The 18,295-nt window shown below is 69.5% G+C and carries 14 protein-coding genes; 10 read left to right on the forward strand and 4 right to left on the reverse strand.

From position 1 onward, the window contains the following. The first annotated feature begins 301 nt into the window (after nucleotides 1-301). Together ACIBJH_RS15270 and ACIBJH_RS15275 are read left to right on the forward strand one after the other, a co-directional pair. Entirely contained in the window at nucleotides 302-2,596 is a 2,295-nt protein-coding gene (locus tag ACIBJH_RS15270; RefSeq protein WP_399117297.1) for a glycosyl hydrolase family 95 catalytic domain-containing protein, read from the forward strand. Between the two features lie 36 nt (nucleotides 2,597-2,632). Beyond that, the gene (locus tag ACIBJH_RS15275; protein WP_399117298.1) at nucleotides 2,633-3,346 is read left to right on the forward strand and encodes a hypothetical protein; all 714 of its coding nucleotides are present in this window, start codon (nucleotides 2,633-2,635) and stop codon (nucleotides 3,344-3,346) included. 18 nt (nucleotides 3,347-3,364) lie between these two features. Here ACIBJH_RS15275 and ACIBJH_RS15280 read toward each other — a convergent pair whose 3' ends face one another. From ACIBJH_RS15280 to ACIBJH_RS15290, 3 genes are all read right to left on the reverse strand, one after another. Further along, on the reverse strand, nucleotides 3,365-3,754 hold the full coding sequence (locus ACIBJH_RS15280) for a hypothetical protein (RefSeq protein ID WP_399117299.1): 390 nt from the start codon (nucleotides 3,752-3,754) through the stop codon (nucleotides 3,365-3,367). A 129-nt stretch (nucleotides 3,755-3,883) separates the two neighbouring features. Continuing rightward, nucleotides 3,884-5,926, reverse strand: a complete 2,043-nt coding sequence (locus ACIBJH_RS15285) for a TIM-barrel domain-containing protein (RefSeq protein ID WP_399117300.1) — start codon at nucleotides 5,924-5,926, stop codon at nucleotides 3,884-3,886. A gap of 63 nt (nucleotides 5,927-5,989) precedes the next feature. Beyond that, complete coding sequence (locus ACIBJH_RS15290) at nucleotides 5,990-7,003, reverse strand: LacI family DNA-binding transcriptional regulator (RefSeq protein ID WP_019074791.1); 1,014 nt, start codon at nucleotides 7,001-7,003, stop codon at nucleotides 5,990-5,992. 254 nt (nucleotides 7,004-7,257) lie between these two features. Here ACIBJH_RS15290 and ACIBJH_RS15295 point away from each other — a divergent pair, with 254 nt between their 5' ends. Continuing rightward, nucleotides 7,258-8,067 carry an endo-1,4-beta-glucanase gene (locus tag ACIBJH_RS15295; protein ID WP_399117301.1) on the forward strand — a complete coding sequence of 270 codons (810 nt, stop codon included), beginning with the start codon at nucleotides 7,258-7,260 and terminating at the stop codon, nucleotides 8,065-8,067. A gap of 111 nt (nucleotides 8,068-8,178) precedes the next feature. Beyond that, nucleotides 8,179-10,110: an acyl-CoA dehydrogenase family protein gene (locus tag ACIBJH_RS15300; protein ID WP_399117302.1), complete on the forward strand. Its 1,932-nt coding sequence runs from the start codon at nucleotides 8,179-8,181 to the stop codon at nucleotides 10,108-10,110. Between the two features lie 7 nt (nucleotides 10,111-10,117). Here ACIBJH_RS15300 and ACIBJH_RS15305 read toward each other — a convergent pair whose 3' ends face one another. Beyond that, entirely contained in the window at nucleotides 10,118-10,567 is a 450-nt protein-coding gene (locus ACIBJH_RS15305; protein WP_399117303.1) for a lamin tail domain-containing protein, read from the reverse strand. A 187-nt stretch (nucleotides 10,568-10,754) separates the two neighbouring features. Between ACIBJH_RS15305 and dxr the strand changes: the two genes are divergently transcribed. The 6 genes from dxr to ACIBJH_RS15335 all read left to right on the forward strand — a co-directional run bounded on the left by dxr (nucleotide 10,755) and on the right by ACIBJH_RS15335 (nucleotide 18,217). Further along, complete coding sequence (gene dxr / locus ACIBJH_RS15310) at nucleotides 10,755-12,023, forward strand: 1-deoxy-D-xylulose-5-phosphate reductoisomerase (RefSeq protein ID WP_399117304.1); 1,269 nt, start codon at nucleotides 10,755-10,757, stop codon at nucleotides 12,021-12,023. 8 nt (nucleotides 12,024-12,031) lie between these two features. Then, nucleotides 12,032-13,324, forward strand: a complete 1,293-nt coding sequence (locus ACIBJH_RS15315) for a M50 family metallopeptidase (protein ID WP_399117378.1) — start codon at nucleotides 12,032-12,034, stop codon at nucleotides 13,322-13,324. Between the two features lie 202 nt (nucleotides 13,325-13,526). After that, complete coding sequence (gene ispG / locus ACIBJH_RS15320; protein WP_200714782.1) at nucleotides 13,527-14,684, forward strand: flavodoxin-dependent (E)-4-hydroxy-3-methylbut-2-enyl-diphosphate synthase; 1,158 nt, start codon at nucleotides 13,527-13,529, stop codon at nucleotides 14,682-14,684. A gap of 216 nt (nucleotides 14,685-14,900) precedes the next feature. Then, nucleotides 14,901-15,749 carry a GNAT family N-acetyltransferase gene (locus ACIBJH_RS15325; RefSeq protein ID WP_399117305.1) on the forward strand — a complete coding sequence of 283 codons (849 nt, stop codon included), beginning with the start codon at nucleotides 14,901-14,903 and terminating at the stop codon, nucleotides 15,747-15,749. A 115-nt stretch (nucleotides 15,750-15,864) separates the two neighbouring features. Beyond that, entirely contained in the window at nucleotides 15,865-16,428 is a 564-nt protein-coding gene (locus ACIBJH_RS15330) for a GNAT family N-acetyltransferase (RefSeq protein WP_399117306.1), read from the forward strand. Between the two features lie 73 nt (nucleotides 16,429-16,501). Next, nucleotides 16,502-18,217, forward strand: coding sequence for a proline--tRNA ligase (locus ACIBJH_RS15335; protein ID WP_399117307.1), 1,716 nt, complete (start codon nucleotides 16,502-16,504; stop codon nucleotides 18,215-18,217). The last annotated feature ends 78 nt before the right edge of the window (nucleotides 18,218-18,295 follow it).

The following is an 18,295-nucleotide window of genomic DNA, read 5'->3' on the forward strand; positions in this document are numbered from 1 at the left end:
CGTGCCCGAGACATGCAGATCCGGCAGACCCACGCCCGAGGGACACAGGCCCGGTGGGGCGGTGCCCGAGGCACGCGGATTCGGTGGGGCGGTGCCCGAGACGCGCGGGTCCGTTGGAGCGGTGCCCGAGGCGCGCGGGTTCGGTGAGGCCGGGTCCGGGGCGCGCGGATCCGGTGGAGCGGCGGCCGGAGCGCGCACGTCCAGTGCAGCCGCGCCCGAGACGCGCAGACCGGGCGGAGCCACGCCCGAGGCGCGCGGATCCGGCGGAGCCGCGCCCGAAGGGCACGCGTCCAGCGGAGCCGTGCCCGAGACACGCGAGTCCGCCGACCCCACACCCACCACCACCCCCCGCCACGGCACCTGGGAACCCGTCCCCGCCGCCCGCTGGGAGGACGCCTACCTCAGTGGTAACGGTCGGCACGGCGTCCTCGTGTTCGGTGATCCGGATGATGACCGGGTCATCGTCACTCATCACACCCTCGTCCGCCCGAACGGCGCCGAGCACGCCCGGCCCCCGCGTCTCGCCGCCCAACTCCCCGCGCTCCAGGACCGGTTGCTCGCCGGTGATCTCACCGCCGCCGAGGACTTCACGGACGGGCGTCCGCTCCAGTGGGTCCAGCCCTTCCACCCGGCCTTTCAGACCCGACTGCGCGGACGGCCGACTACCGCCGGCGCGGAACGCGACTACCGCCGCTCCGTCGACTTCACCACCGGTGAGGTCACCGCCCATCGCGGCGACCGGCGCAGCCGCGTCTTCGTCTCCCGCGCCGACGATGTGATCGTCCAGCACGTCACCGCGGCCGACCTCACCCTCGACCTCGCCCAGGAGCACGAACTCCCCGGCGCACCGGCGGGGTTGGTCGTCGGCCACGGTACGTTCCTCACCTCCGACGGCGTCCTGCTCAACCTGCGTGTCCGCTATCCCGACAGCGACCGCGCCTACACCGGGGTGACCCTGGCCGTGGTCACCGGCGGCACAACTCGACTCGCGCCGACCGGAGTTCGTATCACCGGCGCCACCGAGGTCCTGCTCCTCACCCGCGTACGACGCCACACCGGCGAACTGGACGTCGCGGCGGAGACCCGCGCCCTACGCGCCCTGCTGCCCGACGAACGGCAGGTCGACGAAGGGCAGCCCTACGACACCCTCCTCGACCGGCACCTCACCCTCCACCGCACGGCCTACGCCCGCGTCACCCTCGACCTCCGCGCCGACACCACCGAACGCGCCCTCCCCGGCTCCGAGTTGCTCAAGCGGCCCACCAGCTCCGCCCTCCTGGAACGCCTCTTCGCCGCCGGCCGCTACCACCTCCTCTCATCCAGCGGCCTGCTGCCGCCCCGCCTCACCGGACTGTGGACCGGCGACTGGAACACGGCATGGTCCGGGGCGTTCACCAACGACGCGAACCTCAACCTCCAGACCGCCTCCGCCGCCAGCGCCGCCCTCCCCGAAGTCACCGACGCCCTCGCCTCCCTGATCCACCGTCAGCTCGACGACTGGCGGGAGAACGCCCGCGCCGTCTTCGGCGCCCGGGGAGTCGTCGCGCCCGCGCACACCGACGGCGAGTCCGGGCTGTCGTACCACTTCAGCCGTGAGTACCCGCTGCACCTGTGGACCGCGGGCGCCGACTGGCTGCTCAAGCCGCTCGTCGACCACGACGAGACCCGCGGTGAACGAGACCCGCGCACCGCCGCCACACTCGCCGAAGTCGCCCTGTTCTACGAGGACTTCCTCACGAGCAAGCGCACCGAACGCACCGAACGCACCGAACGCACCGACCCCCACGGTCAACTGGTCCTCGTCCCCTCCTACTCGCCCGAGAACCGTCCCGCGAACGGCAGTTGGGGTGCCATCAACGCGGCGATGGACCTCTCCGCCGCCCGGCACGCGCTGCGCACCGCCGCCGACTACCATCCGGGCACCCCGGAGGCCGACCGCTGGCGTGCCCTCGCCGACCGGCTCCCGCCGCACCGCGTCAACTCCGAAGGCGCGCTGGCCGAATGGGCCTGGCCCGGTCTCGACGACACCTACGACCACCGCCACCTCAGCCACCTCTACGGCGTCTGGCCCCTCGACGAGATCAACCCCTACGACACCCCGCGCCTCGCGGCCGCAGCCCACCGTGCCCTCCAACTCCGGGGCGCCGAGAACGACTCGGCGCACGGACATCTCCACCACGCGCTCGTCGCCGCCCGCCTCCGCGACGGCGAACGGGTCGCGCACGCCCTCGGCCAGGTCCTCGACGGTGACTTCTTCCACGTCTCGCTGATGAGCGCGCACTACCCGAACCGCGATGTCTACAACGCGGACGCCGCACACACCCTGCCCGGTGTGCTGATCGAGACGCTGGTGCAGTCGACGCCGGACCGGCTGGTCCTGCTGCCCGCGCTGCCGGCGGCGTATCCGCAGGGCCAACTCACCGGCGTACGTACGAGGTTCGGGGCGGTGCTGGATCTGACCTGGACGCCGGACTCGGCCGTCGCGGTCCTCCGCCCCTCCCGCACCCACCGCGTCGAACTGCGGACTTCCTCCGGCACTCAGCCGCTCGAACTCGTCGCCGGAGAAGACCGCGTCCTCACCCTGGGGGCGCGGTAGCCACACGCAACTCCCCCCACCCATGGAAGGGACACCATGGCAACACGCACCCGCAGCAGGCTGGTTATGGCCCTGCTGGCCCCCGCACTCGCGCTCGGCGCCACCGTCGGCCTCGCCTCGGCCCCCGCCTCCGCCGCCGTCTGGAGCTCCTGCGACCAGTGGGGCAGCACGACCCTGAACGGCTACACGCTCTACAACGACATCTGGGGCTCCGGCGCCGGCACCCAGTGCATCTGGGCCAACTCCGGTACCAACTGGGGAGTTACCGCCAACCACCCCAACACCGGCGGCATCAAGGCCTATCCCAACGCCAAGAAGGTGATCGGCAAGTCGATCACCTCGCTCGCTTCGCTCAAGAGCAGCTACAACGTCACGGTCCCGTCGTCGGGCGCGTACAACACGTCGTACGACATCTGGGACACCAACTACGCCTACGAGATCATGCTCTGGGTCAACAAGACCGGCGCGGTCGGTCCGCTCGGCACCTCACAGGGCAGTCTGACGCTGGGCGGTTCCACCTGGACCGTCTACAAGGGCAACAACGGCAGCAACGACGTGTTCTCGTTCGTGCGCAGCTCCAACTCCTCGTCCGGCACGATCGACATCCTGCCGATCCTCAAGTGGATCAAGGACACCAAGGGCTGGTTCGGCAATGTGACCATCGGGGACCTGCAGTTCGGCTTCGAGATCACGTCCTCGTCCGGCGGCCTCGCCTTCACCACCAACAGCGAGAGCGTCACCAGCAGTTGACCCACCCCGGCACCGCGCTCAGCCGCCCGGTCCCCGCACACCGCGGGGGCCGGGCGGCTCCGCGACGACGAGCGCGGCGACCCAGCAGCCGAGAGCCGTGAGCACGAGGCCGCCCACGGCCGGGTTGACGTATCCGGGAACCGTGCGGGTGACATAGCTTCCCCCGCCCGTCGTCTCGCAGACGAACCTGAGCGGGACGAAGTCCACGGAGTAGTCCACGACTTGGGCGGCCCTGGGGTCCTCCGGCCCGCCCTCCTGTCCGTTGGTCGTACGACAGGGCAGTATCGGCGAGGAATCGGCGCCGCCGTCCCCGGCCTGCAGGAGTGCGCCCAGCACGTAGAGCAGACCCCACAGATACAGGGCGAACGCGGCCAGGCCCGCCGCCCCGGCGAGCTTGCGCAAGACCATCCCAGGAGTCCACCAGAACAAGATCGGCACGGCTGTGACGGAGCCCACAGTTCCGCACTACGGAAGCGTCACGGCCGGCGGGGCCGCCCGGAGGAGAGGCCCAACTCCCCTCCGGAGGAGACCACTTCGCTACTCCGCGATCGGCAGCGTCGCCCCGTCCCGCAGGAACAGCGGGATACGGTCCAGCGGGGCGTCGACCGTCACGGCCGTGCCGCCCTCGTACGTCTCGCCCGTCCACGCGTCCGTCCACCAGGCGCCCGCCGGTAGATAGGCCGTACGGGCCGTCGCGCCCGCCGTCAGGACCGGGGCGACCAGCAGGTCGGGGCCGAAGAGATACGCGTCGTCCACCGACCAGGCCGCCGGGTCCGCGGGGAACTCCAGGAACAGCGGCCGCATCACCGGCAGCCCCTCCTCGTGCGCGGCCCGCATCACATCGAGGACGTAGGGCCGCAGACGTTCGCGCAGCCGCAGGTACTTCTCCAGAACGGGGAGGGCCCGATCGCCGTACGACCAGACCTCGTTGGGGCCGCCCGTCATGTCGGGGCCGAGCGGCATGCCCGGGTCGCGGAAGCCGTGCAGGCGCATCAGCGGGGACAGTGCGCCGAACTGAAACCAGCGGACCATGACTTCCTGGTACGCCGGGTCGTCAGGGTCGCCGCCGTGGAAGCCGCCGATGTCCGTGTTCCACCAAGGGATGCCGGACAGTGCGGTGTTGAGGCCCGCCGCTATCTGACGGCGCAGGGTCGGGAAGTCGGTGCCGATGTCACCCGACCACAGCGCGGCGCCGTAGCGCTGACTGCCCGCCCACGCCGAGCGGTTGAGGGTGATGATCTCCGATTCCCCCTCGGACAGCAGTCCTTCGTGGAACGTGCGGGAGTTCTCGGCCGGATAGCTGTTGCCGACCTCCAGGCCGGGGCCCGCCCAGTAGCGCAGGTTCTCCTGGAAGCCCGGCTTCAGCTCCGGCTCGCAGGCGTCCAGCCAGAAAGCCGTGATGCCGTACGGCACAAGGTAGTTGTCGCGGATTTTCGACCACAGGAACTCGCGGGCCCCGGGGTTGGTGGCGTCGTAGAAGGCGACCTGGACGGTCGACGCGACGCCCTTGTCCGGCCAGTCGGCGTGGGCCATCGGCCCGTACTGCGTGCCGATCAGGAACCCGCGCTGCTCCAGCACCGAGTGGTTCTCGCTCAGCGGCGACACCGACGGCCAGACGCTCACCACCAACTTCACGCCCAGCTCGTCGAGTTCACGCACCATGGCCGCCGGGTCGGGCCACTCCGCCGGGTCGAACTTCCAGTCGCCCAGGTGCGTCCAGTGGAAGAAGTCGCAGACGATTGCCGACAACGGCAACTCTCGGCGCTTGTACTCCCGTGCCACGGCGAGGAGTTCGGCCTGGGTGCGGTAGCGCAGCTTGCACTGCCAGAAGCCCGCCGCCCACTTCGGCAGCATCGGCGTACGGCCCGTCACCGCGCTGTAGCGGCGCTGGCCGTCGGCCGGATCGCCGGCGGTGATCCAGTAGTCGATCTGCCGGGCCGAATCGGCCACCCAGCGTGTGCCGTTGCCGGCCAGCTCCACCCGGCCGATCGCCGGGTTGTTCCACAGCAGCGTGTAGCCACGGCTGGAGACGAGCACCGGGATGCCGACCTCGGCGTTGCGCTGGACCAGGTCGAGGACCAGCCCCTTCTGGTCCAACTGCCCGTGCTGGTGCTGCCCGAGGCCGTACAGCTTCTCGTCCTCGTAGGCGGCGAAGCGCTGCTCCAGGCGGTGGTGGCCGTTGCCGACCGCCGTGTAGAGCCGCGAGCCGGGCCACCAGAAGTGGGCGCGGGCCTCCGCGAGGAGTTCGGCGGAGTCCTCGGTACGCAGAAAGCGGATCAGGCCCTCGGCGTCGATGAGGACGGTCAACTCGCCGACGGTCAGCTGCGCTTCACCGTCGCCGATCTTGACCGAGCCGTCCGCGGCTGGAGGTTCGTCGAGAAGAGCACCGGGGAGCCCGTCGAGGATCGGTCCGCCGAGCCGGGCCCGGACCCGGACCGCGTCCGGACCCCAGGGCTCGATCCGCACGGTCTCCTGACGCCCGCTCCACTCCAGCGCGCCGTCCCTCTCACGGAACGTTCCGACGGTGGGGGAGGACTGCGCGAGACTGACCTCGGACTGGATTACGGCAGGCTGATTCACGAGGAGTGCTCCTGGAGGAAAGCAGGCAGGGGGTAACCGCACAAACACGTGGAGCGTGGCTGGTCAAGAAGCTGACGGCGCCGGCCCCGTACTCGCCCGCACCGTCAACTCCGGTGCGATCAGCACGACTTCGTCACTGCCGCGGCCGTCCAGTTTGGCCACCAGGTGCTCCACGGCGTAACGGCCCATCTCCTGCGCGGGGATGGCGACGGACGTCAGCCGCACCGAGGCCTGGGTGGCGACCTGGTCGGGGCAGACCGCGACCACCGACACGTCCTCCGGCACGGCCCGGCCCTGCTGGCGCAGCAGCGCGAGCAGCGGCTCGACCGCCGACTCGTTCTGCACGACGAAGCCCGTGGTGCCGGGGCGCTCGTCGAAGATCCGGGCCAGTGTCACCGCCATCGCGTCGTACCCGCCCTCGCACGGCCGGTGCAGCACCCGGAGGTCCAACTCCCGTGCGCGGGACCGGAGTCCGTCGAGGGTGCGCTCGGCGAAACCGGTGTGCCGCTCATAGACCGCGGGCGCCTCGCCGATGACAGCGATGTCGTGGTGACCGAGCTTCGCGAGGTGCTCGACGCACAGCGCGCCGGTCGCCCCGAAGTCGAGGTCGACACAGGTCAGTCCGGTGGTGTCGGCGGGAAGGCCGATGAGTACGGAGGGCTGGTCGGTGCCGCGCAGCAACGGCAGCCGCTCGTCGGCGAGTTCGACGTCCATCAGGATCATCGCGTCGGCGAGCCCGCTGCCGGTGACCCGGCGGACCGCGTCGGGGCCCTCCTCGCCGGTGAGCAGCAGCACGTCGTAGCCGTGCAGCCGGGCGGTGGTCGCCACGGCGATGGCGATCTCCATCATCACCGGTACGTACATGTCCGTGCGCAGCGGCACCATCAGCGCGATGATGTTCGACCTGCTGCTGGCCAGGGCGCGGGCGCCCGCGTTCGGGTGGTAGCCCAGCTCGCGGATGCTCTGCTCGACCCGCTGCCGGGTGGCTCCGGAGATGGACCGCTTGCCGCTGAGGACATAGCTCACCGTGCTCGCCGAGACTCCGGCGTGCTGGGCGACCTCGGCGAGGGTGACCATCCAGCTCTCCAAGCTTTGTGAAGCGCTTCGACAGTGCGCGTTGCTGACAAGGGCGAGTGAGGGTGGTTCGACATTAGCTTCAGGCGGTGTGGGTGTCCATAGGTTGTCGAAGCGCTTCGACACTTTCTGCGAACATCGGACTGCAAGAGATTCCCCGCGCGCGGAAGGCAACCTCCGGGCAGCCCGGCGGCCACTGAGAGGTCGTAGCGGCCGCTGACGGGCCGTAGACGAACCGTCCCCCGGAAGGACCCCCGATGCAACACCGCAGACCCCGTCTCTCGAAGAAGGCGAAGGTGCTGGCCGCCGCCTCGGTCGCGCTCACGGCGCTCGCCGGTGTGACCGTCGCGCAGGCGGGCGAGACGAGCAAGAAGTGCGGGGCCTTCGACACCGTCACGCTCGGCAAGTACTACGTGAACAACAACCTCTGGGGCCAGGACAAGGCCACCGGAAGCCAGTGCGTCTGGGACAACTCCCAGGCGGGGTCCACCATTTCGTGGGGCACGTCCTTCAGCTGGGCCAACAACGGCAAGGGCACCGACGCGGACGTGAAGTCGTACGCGAGTACCGTCCTCGGCTGGCACTGGGGCTGGAAGGTCGACAAGGCGACCACCGGCCTCCCGATCCGGGTCGGCGACCGCAAGCCGGTGAAGACGACCTGGGACTTCTCGCTCAGCAGCAACCCCGGCACGCTCGACGTCGCCTACGACCTGTGGCTGCACTCCAAGAACACCGCCGACTGGGCCGACCAGCCCACCGACGAGATCATGATCTGGCTCAACCGGCAGGGCGGGGCCGGCCCGCTCGGCACCAAGTACGGCAGCGTCAGCCTCGACGGCGCGATGTGGGACATCTACCAGGGCAACATCGGCTGGAACGTGTACTCCTTCGTCCGCCGCACCAATACCACCAAGGCGAGCCTCAACATCGACGACTTCACCCAGGCCCTGGTCCGGCGCAAGCTGCTGAGCAACGACAAGTACCTCTCCGGCATCGAGTCCGGCACCGAGGTCTTCAAGGGCTCGGGGCGCCTTGACACAAAGGCGTACTCCGTCGACATCGGCTGAACGGACGCGCGAAGGGTGGCCGCTTCGCGGCGGATCGGGTAGATACGAACGGGTAGCACCCATCGGTAACCACCGAGGGCCGAGGGTCCGATTCGCGGCGAGGTGAGCCTCATGTCCGCTCCACCCAGCAAACCCACCGTCACCGAGCGAGAAGCCCGGCAGGTGGCGGAGGCCGCCCGGGAACAGGACTGGCGCAAGCCCAGCTTCGCCAAGGAACTGTTCCTCGGCCGCTTCCGGCTCGACCTCATCCACCCCCACCCGCTCCCGCCCGACGAGGACGTGCGGCGCGGCGAGGAGTTCCTCGCCAAACTGCGCGTCTTCTGCGAGACGGAGATCGACGCCGCCCGCATCGAGCGCGAGGCCCGCATCCCCGACGAGGTCATCGCCGGCCTCAAGGAGCTCGGCGCCCTCGGCATGAAGATCGACCCCAAGTACGGCGGCCTCGGCCTCACCCAGGTGTACTACAACAAGGCGCTGGCCCTCGCGGGCTCGGCCAGCCCGGCGGTCGGCGTGCTGCTCTCGGCGCATCAGTCGATCGGCGTACCGCAGCCGCTGAAGTTGTTCGGCACGGACGAGCAGAAGGCCGAGTTCCTGCCGCGCTGCGCCCGCACCGACATCAGCGCCTTCCTGCTCACCGAGCCGGACGTGGGCTCCGACCCGGCGCGGCTCGCGACCAGCGCGGTGCGGGACGGGGACGCGTACGTCCTCGACGGGGTGAAGCTCTGGACCACCAACGGCGTGGTCGCCGATCTGCTGGTCGTGATGGCCCGGGTGCCGAAGACCGAGGACAGCAGGGGCGGCATCACGGCGTTCGTCGTGGAGGCCGACTCGCCCGGCATCACCGTCGAGAACCGCAACGCCTTCATGGGCCTGCGCGGCATCGAGAACGGCGTCACCCGCTTCCACCAGGTCCGGGTTCCCGCCGCCAACCGCATCGGCCCCGAGGGCGCGGGCCTCAAGATCGCCCTCACCACCCTCAACACCGGCCGCCTCTCGCTCCCCGCGTCCTGTGTCGCGGCCGGCAAGTGGTGTCTGAAGATCGCCCGTGAGTGGTCGGCGGCCCGTGAGCAGTGGGGCAGGCCGATCGCCGAGCACGAGGCCGTGGGCAAGAAGATCTCGTTCATCGCGGCGACGACCTTCGCCCTGGAGGCCGTACTCGACCTATCCAGCCAGATGGCCGACGAGGACCGCAACGACATCCGCATCGAGGGCGCGCTCGCCAAGCTCTTCGCCTCCGAGATGGGCTGGCTGATGGCCGACGAGCTGGTCCAGATCCGCGGCGGCCGCGGCTTCGAGACCGCCGAGTCGCTCGCGGCCCGCGGCGAGAGGGCGGTCCCCGCCGAACAAGTACTGCGCGACCTCCGGATCAACCGCATCTTCGAGGGCTCGACCGAGATCATGCATCTCCTCATCGCCCGCGAGGCCGTCGACGCCCACCTCACGGTCGCCGGCGACCTCATCGACCCGGACAAGTCCCTTTCCGACAAGGCGAAAGCGGGCGCCAACGCGGGTGTCTTCTACGCCAAGTGGCTCCCGAAACTGGTCGCGGGCAACGGCCAACTCCCGGGCACCTACGGCGAGTTCCGCCACGGCATCGACCTCTCCAAGCACCTGCGCTACGTCGAGCGCAACGCCCGCAAGCTGGCCCGCTCCACCTTCTACGCCATGTCCCGCTGGCAGGGCCGGATGGAGACCAAGCAGGGCTTCCTGGGCCGGATCGTCGACATCGGCGCGGAACTCTTCGCGATGAGCGCGGTCTGCGTACGGGCCGAACTCCTGCGCACCCAGGGCGAACACGGCCGCGAGGCCTACCAACTCGCCGACGCCTTCTGCCAGCAGTCCCGCATCCGCGTCGAGGAACTCTTCGGCCGGCTGTGGACCAACACCGACGACCTCGACCGCAAGGTGGTCAAGGGAGTCATGGGCGGCGCGTACACCTGGCTGGAGGAGGGCATCGTCGACCCGTCGGGCGAGGGCCCGTGGATCGCCGACGCCTCCGCCGGTCCGAGCAAGGTGGACAACGTGCACCGAACCGTCAACTAGCCCCGGATCAGCAGTACTTGTCGCTCGGATCCCGCGTCGTCCACGAACAGGTGTCGACCTTGCTGCCGGTCGCTCTGGTCAGCGTCGCCGTGTCGCTGGTGTTGTTCCAGACGTACGCACCGCGGTTCTGGTACGTGTTCGACGCGGTGTCCGTGCCCTTGCCGGTGTGCACCTTGATGTACTTGCCGGCGCCGATCTTGATGTTCTTGAAGACGTAGCGGTGGTTCGAGACGTCCTTGAGGACCCACCCCTTGAGCGAGATCGCCGACCGGCTGGTGTTCTTGATCTGCACCCACTCGCCGTTCAGGCTGGTGTTGGACCGGTTGTCCGAGCCCGGGCTGTCGAACCAGACGTGGTAGATCGTGACCCCGCCGGCGGCCTCGGCCGGGGTGCTCAGCAAGGTGCCGGTGAGTATCGCGGCGCCCGCGAGCGCGGGCAGAGCGGCGCGTATCCGCATGGAGAATCCCCCAGGATGTCGTCCACTGGCCGGTCGTCCACCGGCGCAGGACTGAAGTGTTATCACATGACCTTCACGCCGTATTCACAAAGGGGGATTTCCCTTCAATCACCGACGAGAGCCGATAAGCCACCCGCCCGAGGGAACCGCTGTCCACCTGGCCACCCGTTGCGGCAACAATGGAGGGATGAGCGACAGTCCAGCACCCCTCGCCGACCCACATCTCGTCTACGACCCCGTCGTGGGCGACGGTCCCAAGGCCCTGGTGATCCTCGGCTCCACCGGGTCCATCGGCACCCAGGCCATCGACCTGGTGCTGCGCAACCCGGACCGTTTCCGGGTCACCGCACTCTCCGCCAACGGCGGCCGGGTCGGACTCCTCGCCGAGCAGGCGTACCGGCTCGGGGTGCGGACGGTCGCGGTCGCCCGCGAGGACGCCGTACCGGCGCTGCGTGAAGCGCTCGCGGCGCAGTACGGCACCGGGGAACCGCTCCCCGAGATCCTCGCCGGACCGGACGCGGCCACGCAGGTCGCCGCCTCCGACTGCCACACCGTGCTGAACGGCATCACCGGATCCATCGGCCTCGCGCCCACCCTCGCCGCCCTGGAGGCGGGCCGCGTCCTCGCGCTCGCCAACAAGGAGTCGCTCATCGTCGGCGGCCCGCTGGTGAAGGCCCTCGCGAAGCCCGGCCAGATCATCCCGGTGGACTCCGAGCACGCGGCCCTCTTCCAGGCCCTCGCGGCCGGTACCCGCGCCGATGTCCGCAAGCTCGTCGTCACCGCGTCCGGCGGCCCCTTCCGCGGCCGTACGAAGGCGGAATTGGCGAATGTGACCGTCGAGGACGCCCTCGCGCACCCCACCTGGGCGATGGGCCCGGTGATCACGATCAACTCGGCGACCTTGGTGAACAAGGGGCTGGAGGTGATCGAGGCGCACCTGCTGTACGACATTCCCTTCGATCGCATTGAGGTGGTCGTGCACCCGCAGTCGTATGTCCACTCGATGGTGGAATTCAACGACGGATCTACGATTGCCCAGGCGACGCCCCCCGACATGCGCGGGCCCATCGCCATCGGGCTCGGCTGGCCCGAGCGGGTCCCGGACGCGGCGCCCGCGTTCGACTGGAGCAAGGCCTCGACCTGGGAGTTCTTCCCGCTCGACACCGAGGCGTTCCCCTCCGTCGGCCTCGCCCGGCATGTGGGACAGCTCGCGGGCACGGCCCCGGCGGTGTTCAATGCGGCGAACGAGGAGTGCGTGGAGGCGTTCCGCGCGGGCGCGCTGCCGTTCAACGGAATCATGGAGACGGTGACAAGGGTGGTCGAGGAACACGGGACACCGGCCACGGGAACCTCGCTCACCGTGCCGGACGTCCTCGAAGCGGAGACCTGGGCACGCGCCCGGGCCCGCGAACTGACAGCGCAGACGACCACGGCGAACGCGGAGGCGCGTGCATGACAGCCCTGATGATGATCCTCGGCATAGTCGTCTTCGCGGTCGGCCTGCTGGTCTCGATCGCCTGGCACGAGCTGGGGCATCTCTCGACGGCGAAGCTCTTCGGCATCCGGGTGCCCCAGTACATGGTCGGCTTCGGCCCGACCATCTGGTCCCGGAAGAAGGGCGACACCGAGTACGGGTTCAAGGCGATCCCGTTCGGCGGCTACATCCGCATGATCGGCATGTTCCCGCCCGGCGACGACGGCCGGATCACCGCCCGCTCCACCTCGCCCTGGCGCAGCATGATCGAGGACGCCCGCTCGGCGGCCTTCGAGGAACTCCAGCCCGGCGACGAGACCCGCCTCTTCTACACCCGCAAACCCTGGAAACGGGTCATCGTGATGTTCGCGGGCCCCTTCATGAACCTCATCCTGGCGGTGGCGCTCTTCCTCACCGTCCTGATGGGCTTCGGGATCTCGCAGCAGACCAACACGGTCAGCTCGGTCTCCCAGTGCGTGATCGCACAGAGCCAGAACCGCGACACCTGCAGGTCGACCGACCCGGCCTCCCCGGCCGCCGCCGCCGGCCTCAAGGCGGGCGACAAGATCCTCAGCTTCAACGGCGTCAAGACGACCGACTGGAACAAACTCTCCGACCTGATCCGAGCGGCCCCCGGCAAGACGGTCCCGATCGTCGTCGAGCGCAAGGGCCAGGAGATCACCCTGCACGCGAAGATCGCGAGCAACCAGGTCGCCCGGAAGGACTCCAGCGGCCAGATCGTCCAGGGCAAGTACGTCACCGCCGGCTTCCTCGGCTTCAGCGCGGCCACCGGCATCGTCCGCCAGGACTTCGGCGACTCGGTCACCTGGATGACCGACCGCATGGGCGAGGCCGTCGACTCCATCGCGGCACTCCCCGGCAAGATCCCGGCCCTGTGGAACGCGGCCTTCGACGGCGCCCCCCGCCAGGCCGACTCCCCGATGGGCGTGGTCGGCGCGGCCCGCGTAGGCGGCGAGATCTTCACCCTCGACATCCCGCCCACCCAGCAGCTGGCCATGGCCCTCATGCTGGTCGCGGGCTTCAACCTCTCCCTGTTCCTCTTCAACATGCTCCCGCTGCTCCCGCTCGACGGCGGCCATGTCGCGGGCGCGCTGTGGGAGGCGCTGCGCCGGAACCTGGCGAAGGTGCTCAAGCGCCCGGACCCGGGCCCGTTCGACGTGGCGAAGCTGATGCCGGTCGCGTATGTCGTGGCGGGGATCTTCGTCTGCTTCACCCTGCTCGTCCTCGTGGCGGACGTGGTTAACCCGGTGAAAATCTCCTAGTCACCCGTGGTTTGTGGCGGCCTCACATCCTTGATGTGGGGCCGCCCTCCATTGGGTGGGTTTACGGGCGATGGGGGTCCCCCCGCCGAGTGCATTCGAGGTGGGGGAGTGCTCGGGCCCGCACGCTTGACGTAATCTCGAAGCCTGGAGCCCGTTGTTCCGGGACCGGGGCCTTGATCCACGACTTGGGGTTGCACAGCAGATGACTGCGATTTCTCTCGGCATTCCGTCCGTTCCGACCCGGCTCGCCGAGCGCCGCAAGAGCCGGCAGATCCAGGTCGGATCCGTGGCGGTCGGCGGCGACGCGCCGGTGTCCGTGCAGTCCATGACGACCACCCGTACGTCGGACATCGGAGCCACGCTCCAGCAGATCGCCGAGCTGACCGCGTCCGGCTGCCAGATCGTCCGCGTGGCCTGCCCCACGCAGGACGACGCCGACGCCCTCGCGACGATCGCGCGCAAGTCGCAGATCCCGGTGATCGCGGACATCCACTTCCAGCCGAAGTACGTCTTCGCCGCGATCGAGGCCGGCTGCGCGGCGGTCCGCGTGAACCCCGGCAACATCAAGCAGTTCGACGACAAGGTCAAGGAGATCGCGCGGGCCGCGAAGGACCACGGCACCCCGATCCGCATCGGCGTGAACGCGGGCTCGCTGGACAGCCGACTGCTGAAGAAGTACGGCAAGGCGACCCCCGAGGCGCTGGCCGAGTCCGCCCTCTGGGAAGCGTCCCTCTTCGAGGAGCACGGCTTCCAGGACATCAAGATCTCGGTGAAGCACAACGACCCGGTCGTGATGGTCGAGGCGTACCGCCAGCTCGCCGCCCAGTGCGACTACCCGCTGCACCTCGGCGTGACGGAGGCCGGCCCGGCGTTCCAGGGCACGATCAAGTCGGCGGTCGCGTTCGGCGCCCTCCTCTCGCAGGGCATCGGCGACACCATCCGCGTCTCGCTCTCCGCCCCGCCGGTGGAGGAGATCAAGGTCGGCCTCCAGATCCTGGAGTCCCTGAACCTCAAGCCCCGCCGCCTGGAGATCGTCTCCTGCCCCTCCTGCGGTCGCGCCCAGGTCGACGTCTACAAGCTGGCCGAGGAGGTCACGGCGGGCCTGGAGGGCATGGAGGTCCCGCTCCGCGTGGCCGTCATGGGCTGCGTGGTGAACGGTCCGGGCGAGGCCCGCGAGGCCGACCTCGGCGTCGCCTCCGGCAACGGCAAGGGCCAGATCTTCGTCAAGGGCGAGGTCATCAAGACCGTCCCCGAGTCGAAGATCGTCGAGACCCTCATCGAGGAAGCGATGAAGATCGCCGAGCAGATGGAGGCGGACGGGGTGGCTTCGGGGGAGCCGACGGTCGCGGTGGCGGGCTGAACCGGTTCGCTTTGTAGCGCGCCTTGGCACTGACAGCCCGTCCGGCGCTTGAGGACGAGGCCGTCCAGGCCGATGGCGGGGGCCTGGGGGCGGCAGCCCCCAGACACCCACTTTCCCCACCCCCACTGAGAAGCGAGCCCCGACACAAGGCGGCACCGCTCAGCTTCCGCAGGTACAGTGCGGAGATCAGCAGACCCTCAGGGTGAGGTCCCGTACGTGTTGACCCAGACCACCTCTCGGGTGCTCGAACCGAGCGACCTGGACGCCGCGCTCGCCGTACTGGACCGCGAGCCGGTCACGAACGCCTTCGTGACCTCGCGCGTGCAGGTCGCGGGCCTGGACCCGTGGCGCCTCGGCGGTGAGATGTGGGGCTGGTACGAGGACGGCATGCTGACGTCCCTCTGCTACGCGGGCGCCAACCTCGTCCCGATCTGCGCCACCCCTCGGGCGATCCGCGCGTTCGCGGACCGGGCCCGCCGGGCGGGCCGCCGCTGCTCCTCGATCGTCGGCCCCGCGGAGGCCACCGCTCAGTTGTGGCGCCTGCTGGAACCGAGTTGGGGCCCGGCCCGCGAGGTCCGCGCCCACCAGCCCCTGATGGTCGCCGACCGCATGCCCACCGACATCGCTCCCGATCCCTACGTCCGTCGCATCCGCAAGGACGAGATGGAGACGATCATGCCGGCGTGCGTGGCGATGTTCACCGAGGAGGTCGGCGTCTCCCCGCTGGCAGGCGACGGCGGCCTCCTGTACCAGGCCCGAGTGGCCGAACTCGTGGGCTCCGGCCGCTCGTTCGCCCGCCTCGACGAGTACGGCAAGGTCGTCTTCAAGGCCGAGATCGGCGCGGCGACACCGCAGGCATGCCAGATCCAGGGCGTATGGGTGGCCCCCGAGTACCGGGGGATGGGTGTGGCGGCCCCGGCGATGGCATCGGTACTGCGCTACGCCCTCGCGGACGTGGCCCCGATCGTCAGCCTCTACGTCAACGACTTCAACACCCCAGCGAGAAGGGCGTACTTGAGGGTGGGTTTCCAAGAGGTCGGCGCCTTCATGAGCGTCCTGTTCTGAGGCGCTTTCAGGGGCGCGGGGCTGTATTCGATGTGCGGCTCCGCCGCGTGGGCGCGCTCAGCCACACACGGCCCGCACCCGAACGACAACAGCCACCCCCCTGTACTCTCCCCACATGCGATTTCCCGGTCACGGCCACCGCCACCCCGAAGACGTCGTGATCGGCCCCCTGGACCTTTCCGCCCGCGTGGACGAGGCCCTCGCAGTCCAAGCCATCGCCTTCGGTCTCGGTGCGGACGAGGTGGCAGTACGTCGCCAGATCGTCCTGCGCCACATGACCTACCCAGGTGCAAGAGCTTTCGGTGCCACCTCAGCGGAGCGCCTCGTAGGCTTCGTCTACGGCATGCCGAACAACCGCACCCACTGGTGGTCCACGGTCGTGGAGCCGTACCTCCGCTCCGGCGGCCACGACACCTGGCTCGACGACTCCTTCGTGATCACCGAGCTGCACGTCCACCCGCACTTCCAGAACCGCGGTGTCGGCCGTTCCCTGATCACCACGATCACGGACACCGCGGCCGAACCCCGCTCGATCCTCTCCGCGATCGACACCGACAGCCCGGCCCGCGGCCTCTACCGCTCCCTCGGCTACGAGGACCTCGCCCGACAGGTCCTGTTCCCCAGCGCCCCGAAGCCGTACGCAGTGATGGGCGCCCCACTCCCGCTCCGCCGTCGTTAACCGATTTCCACCGGCACAGCGAGCCCGGCTAACCTCCTAGCCATCACCCTTTCCCGGCAGGAGTACAGGAACCATGGCGAACGCACCGGTCCAGCGCATGTCCCAGTTGATGGCGAAGACGCTGCGCGACGACCCGGCGGACGCCGAGGTCCTCAGTCACAAGCTGCTCGTGCGGGCCGGTTACGTCCGCCGTACGGCGGCCGGTATCTGGTCCTGGCTGCCCCTGGGCAAGAAGGTGCTGTCCAACGTCGAGCGGATCGTCCGTGAGGAGATGGACGCGATCGGCGCCCAGGAGGTGCTGCTTCCCGCGATCCTGCCCCGGGAGCCGTACGAGGCGACCGGCCGCTGGGACGAGTACGGCCCCGAGCTGTTCCGTCTCAAGGACCGCAAGGGCGGCGACTACCTCCTCGGCCCCACCCACGAGGAGATCTTCACGCTGATCGTGAAGGACCAGGCGTCCTCCTACAAGGACCTGCCGGTCATCCTCTACCAGATCCAGCACAAGTACCGCGACGAGGCCCGCCCCCGGGCCGGCATCCTGCGCGGCCGTGAGTTCCTGATGAAGGACTCGTACTCCTTCGACACCGAGGACGAGGGCCTGGCCCACTCCTACGCCCTGCACCGCCAGGCGTACCAGAAGGTGTTCGCGCGACTGGGCCTCGACTACCGCATCTGCGCCGCGACCGCGGGCGCGATGGGCGGTTCCAAGTCGGAGGAGTTCCTCGCCCCGGCCGAGGCCGGCGAGGACACCTTCGCGGACTGCCCGAACTGCGACTTCGCCGCCAACACCGAAGCGATCACGTATGAGTTGACGTCCGTGGACGCGACCGACGTGCCCGCGCTCGAAGAGATCCCCACCCCCGACACCCCCACCATCGAGACCCTCGCCGCCCACCTCGGCGTAGCGGCCTCCGAGACCCTCAAGAACCTCCTCGTGAAGGTCGACGGCGAGATCGTGGCCGTAGGAGTGCCCGGTGACCGTGAGGTCGACATGGACAAGGTGGAGGCCCATTTCGCCCCCGCCGCAGTGGAGTTGGTGACGGCGGAGGACTTCACCGGCCGTCCCGACCTGGTGCGCGGCTACGTCGGTCCGCAGGGCCTCGGCGAGAAGGTCACGTACATCGCCGACCCGCGCGTGGCTCCCGGCACGAGCTGGATCACGGGCGCCAACAAGGAGGGCACGCACGCGAAGAACGTCGTCGCGGGCCGTGACTTCGAGGTCGACGCGTACGTCGACGTCGTGGTCGTCAACGAGGGCGACCCCTGCCCCAAGTGCGGAACCGGCCTCAAGCTCGACCGCGCCATCGAGATCGGCCACATCTTCCAGCTCGGCCGCAAGTACGCCGATGCCCTCAAGCTCGACGTCCTCGGCCAGCACGGCAAGCCGGTCCGCGTGACCATGGGCTCCTACGGCATCGGTGTCTCCCGCGCGGTCGCCGCCCTCGCCGAGCAGACCGCCGACGACAAGGGCCTGTGCTGGCCCGCCGAGGTCGCCCCGGCCGACGTCCATGTGGTCGCCGCGGGCAAGGCCCTCCAGACCGAACTCGCCCTGGACGTCTCGGAGAAGCTGCGCGCGGCCGGTCTGCGCGTCCTGGTCGACGACCGCGCCGGGGTCTCCCCGGGCGTCAAGTTCACCGACTCCGAGCTGATCGGCGTACCGAAGATCCTGGTCGCGGGCCGCCGTTCCGCCGAGGGCGTCCTGGAGCTGAAGGACCGCCGGACCGGCGAGCGTGAAGAGCTGACTGTCGACGAGGCGATCGCGCGCCTGACCGCGCAGCCCGCTCTGTAAGAGATCTCTCAGGGAGTTCTGCGCAGGCGTATGGGCGCCTCACAGACTTCTCTCAGGCTGGTCCCCGACCGTAGTACG

Source organism: Streptomyces sp. NPDC050548, from assembly GCF_044457385.1.
Classification (GTDB): Bacteria; Actinomycetota; Actinomycetes; order Streptomycetales; family Streptomycetaceae; genus Streptomyces.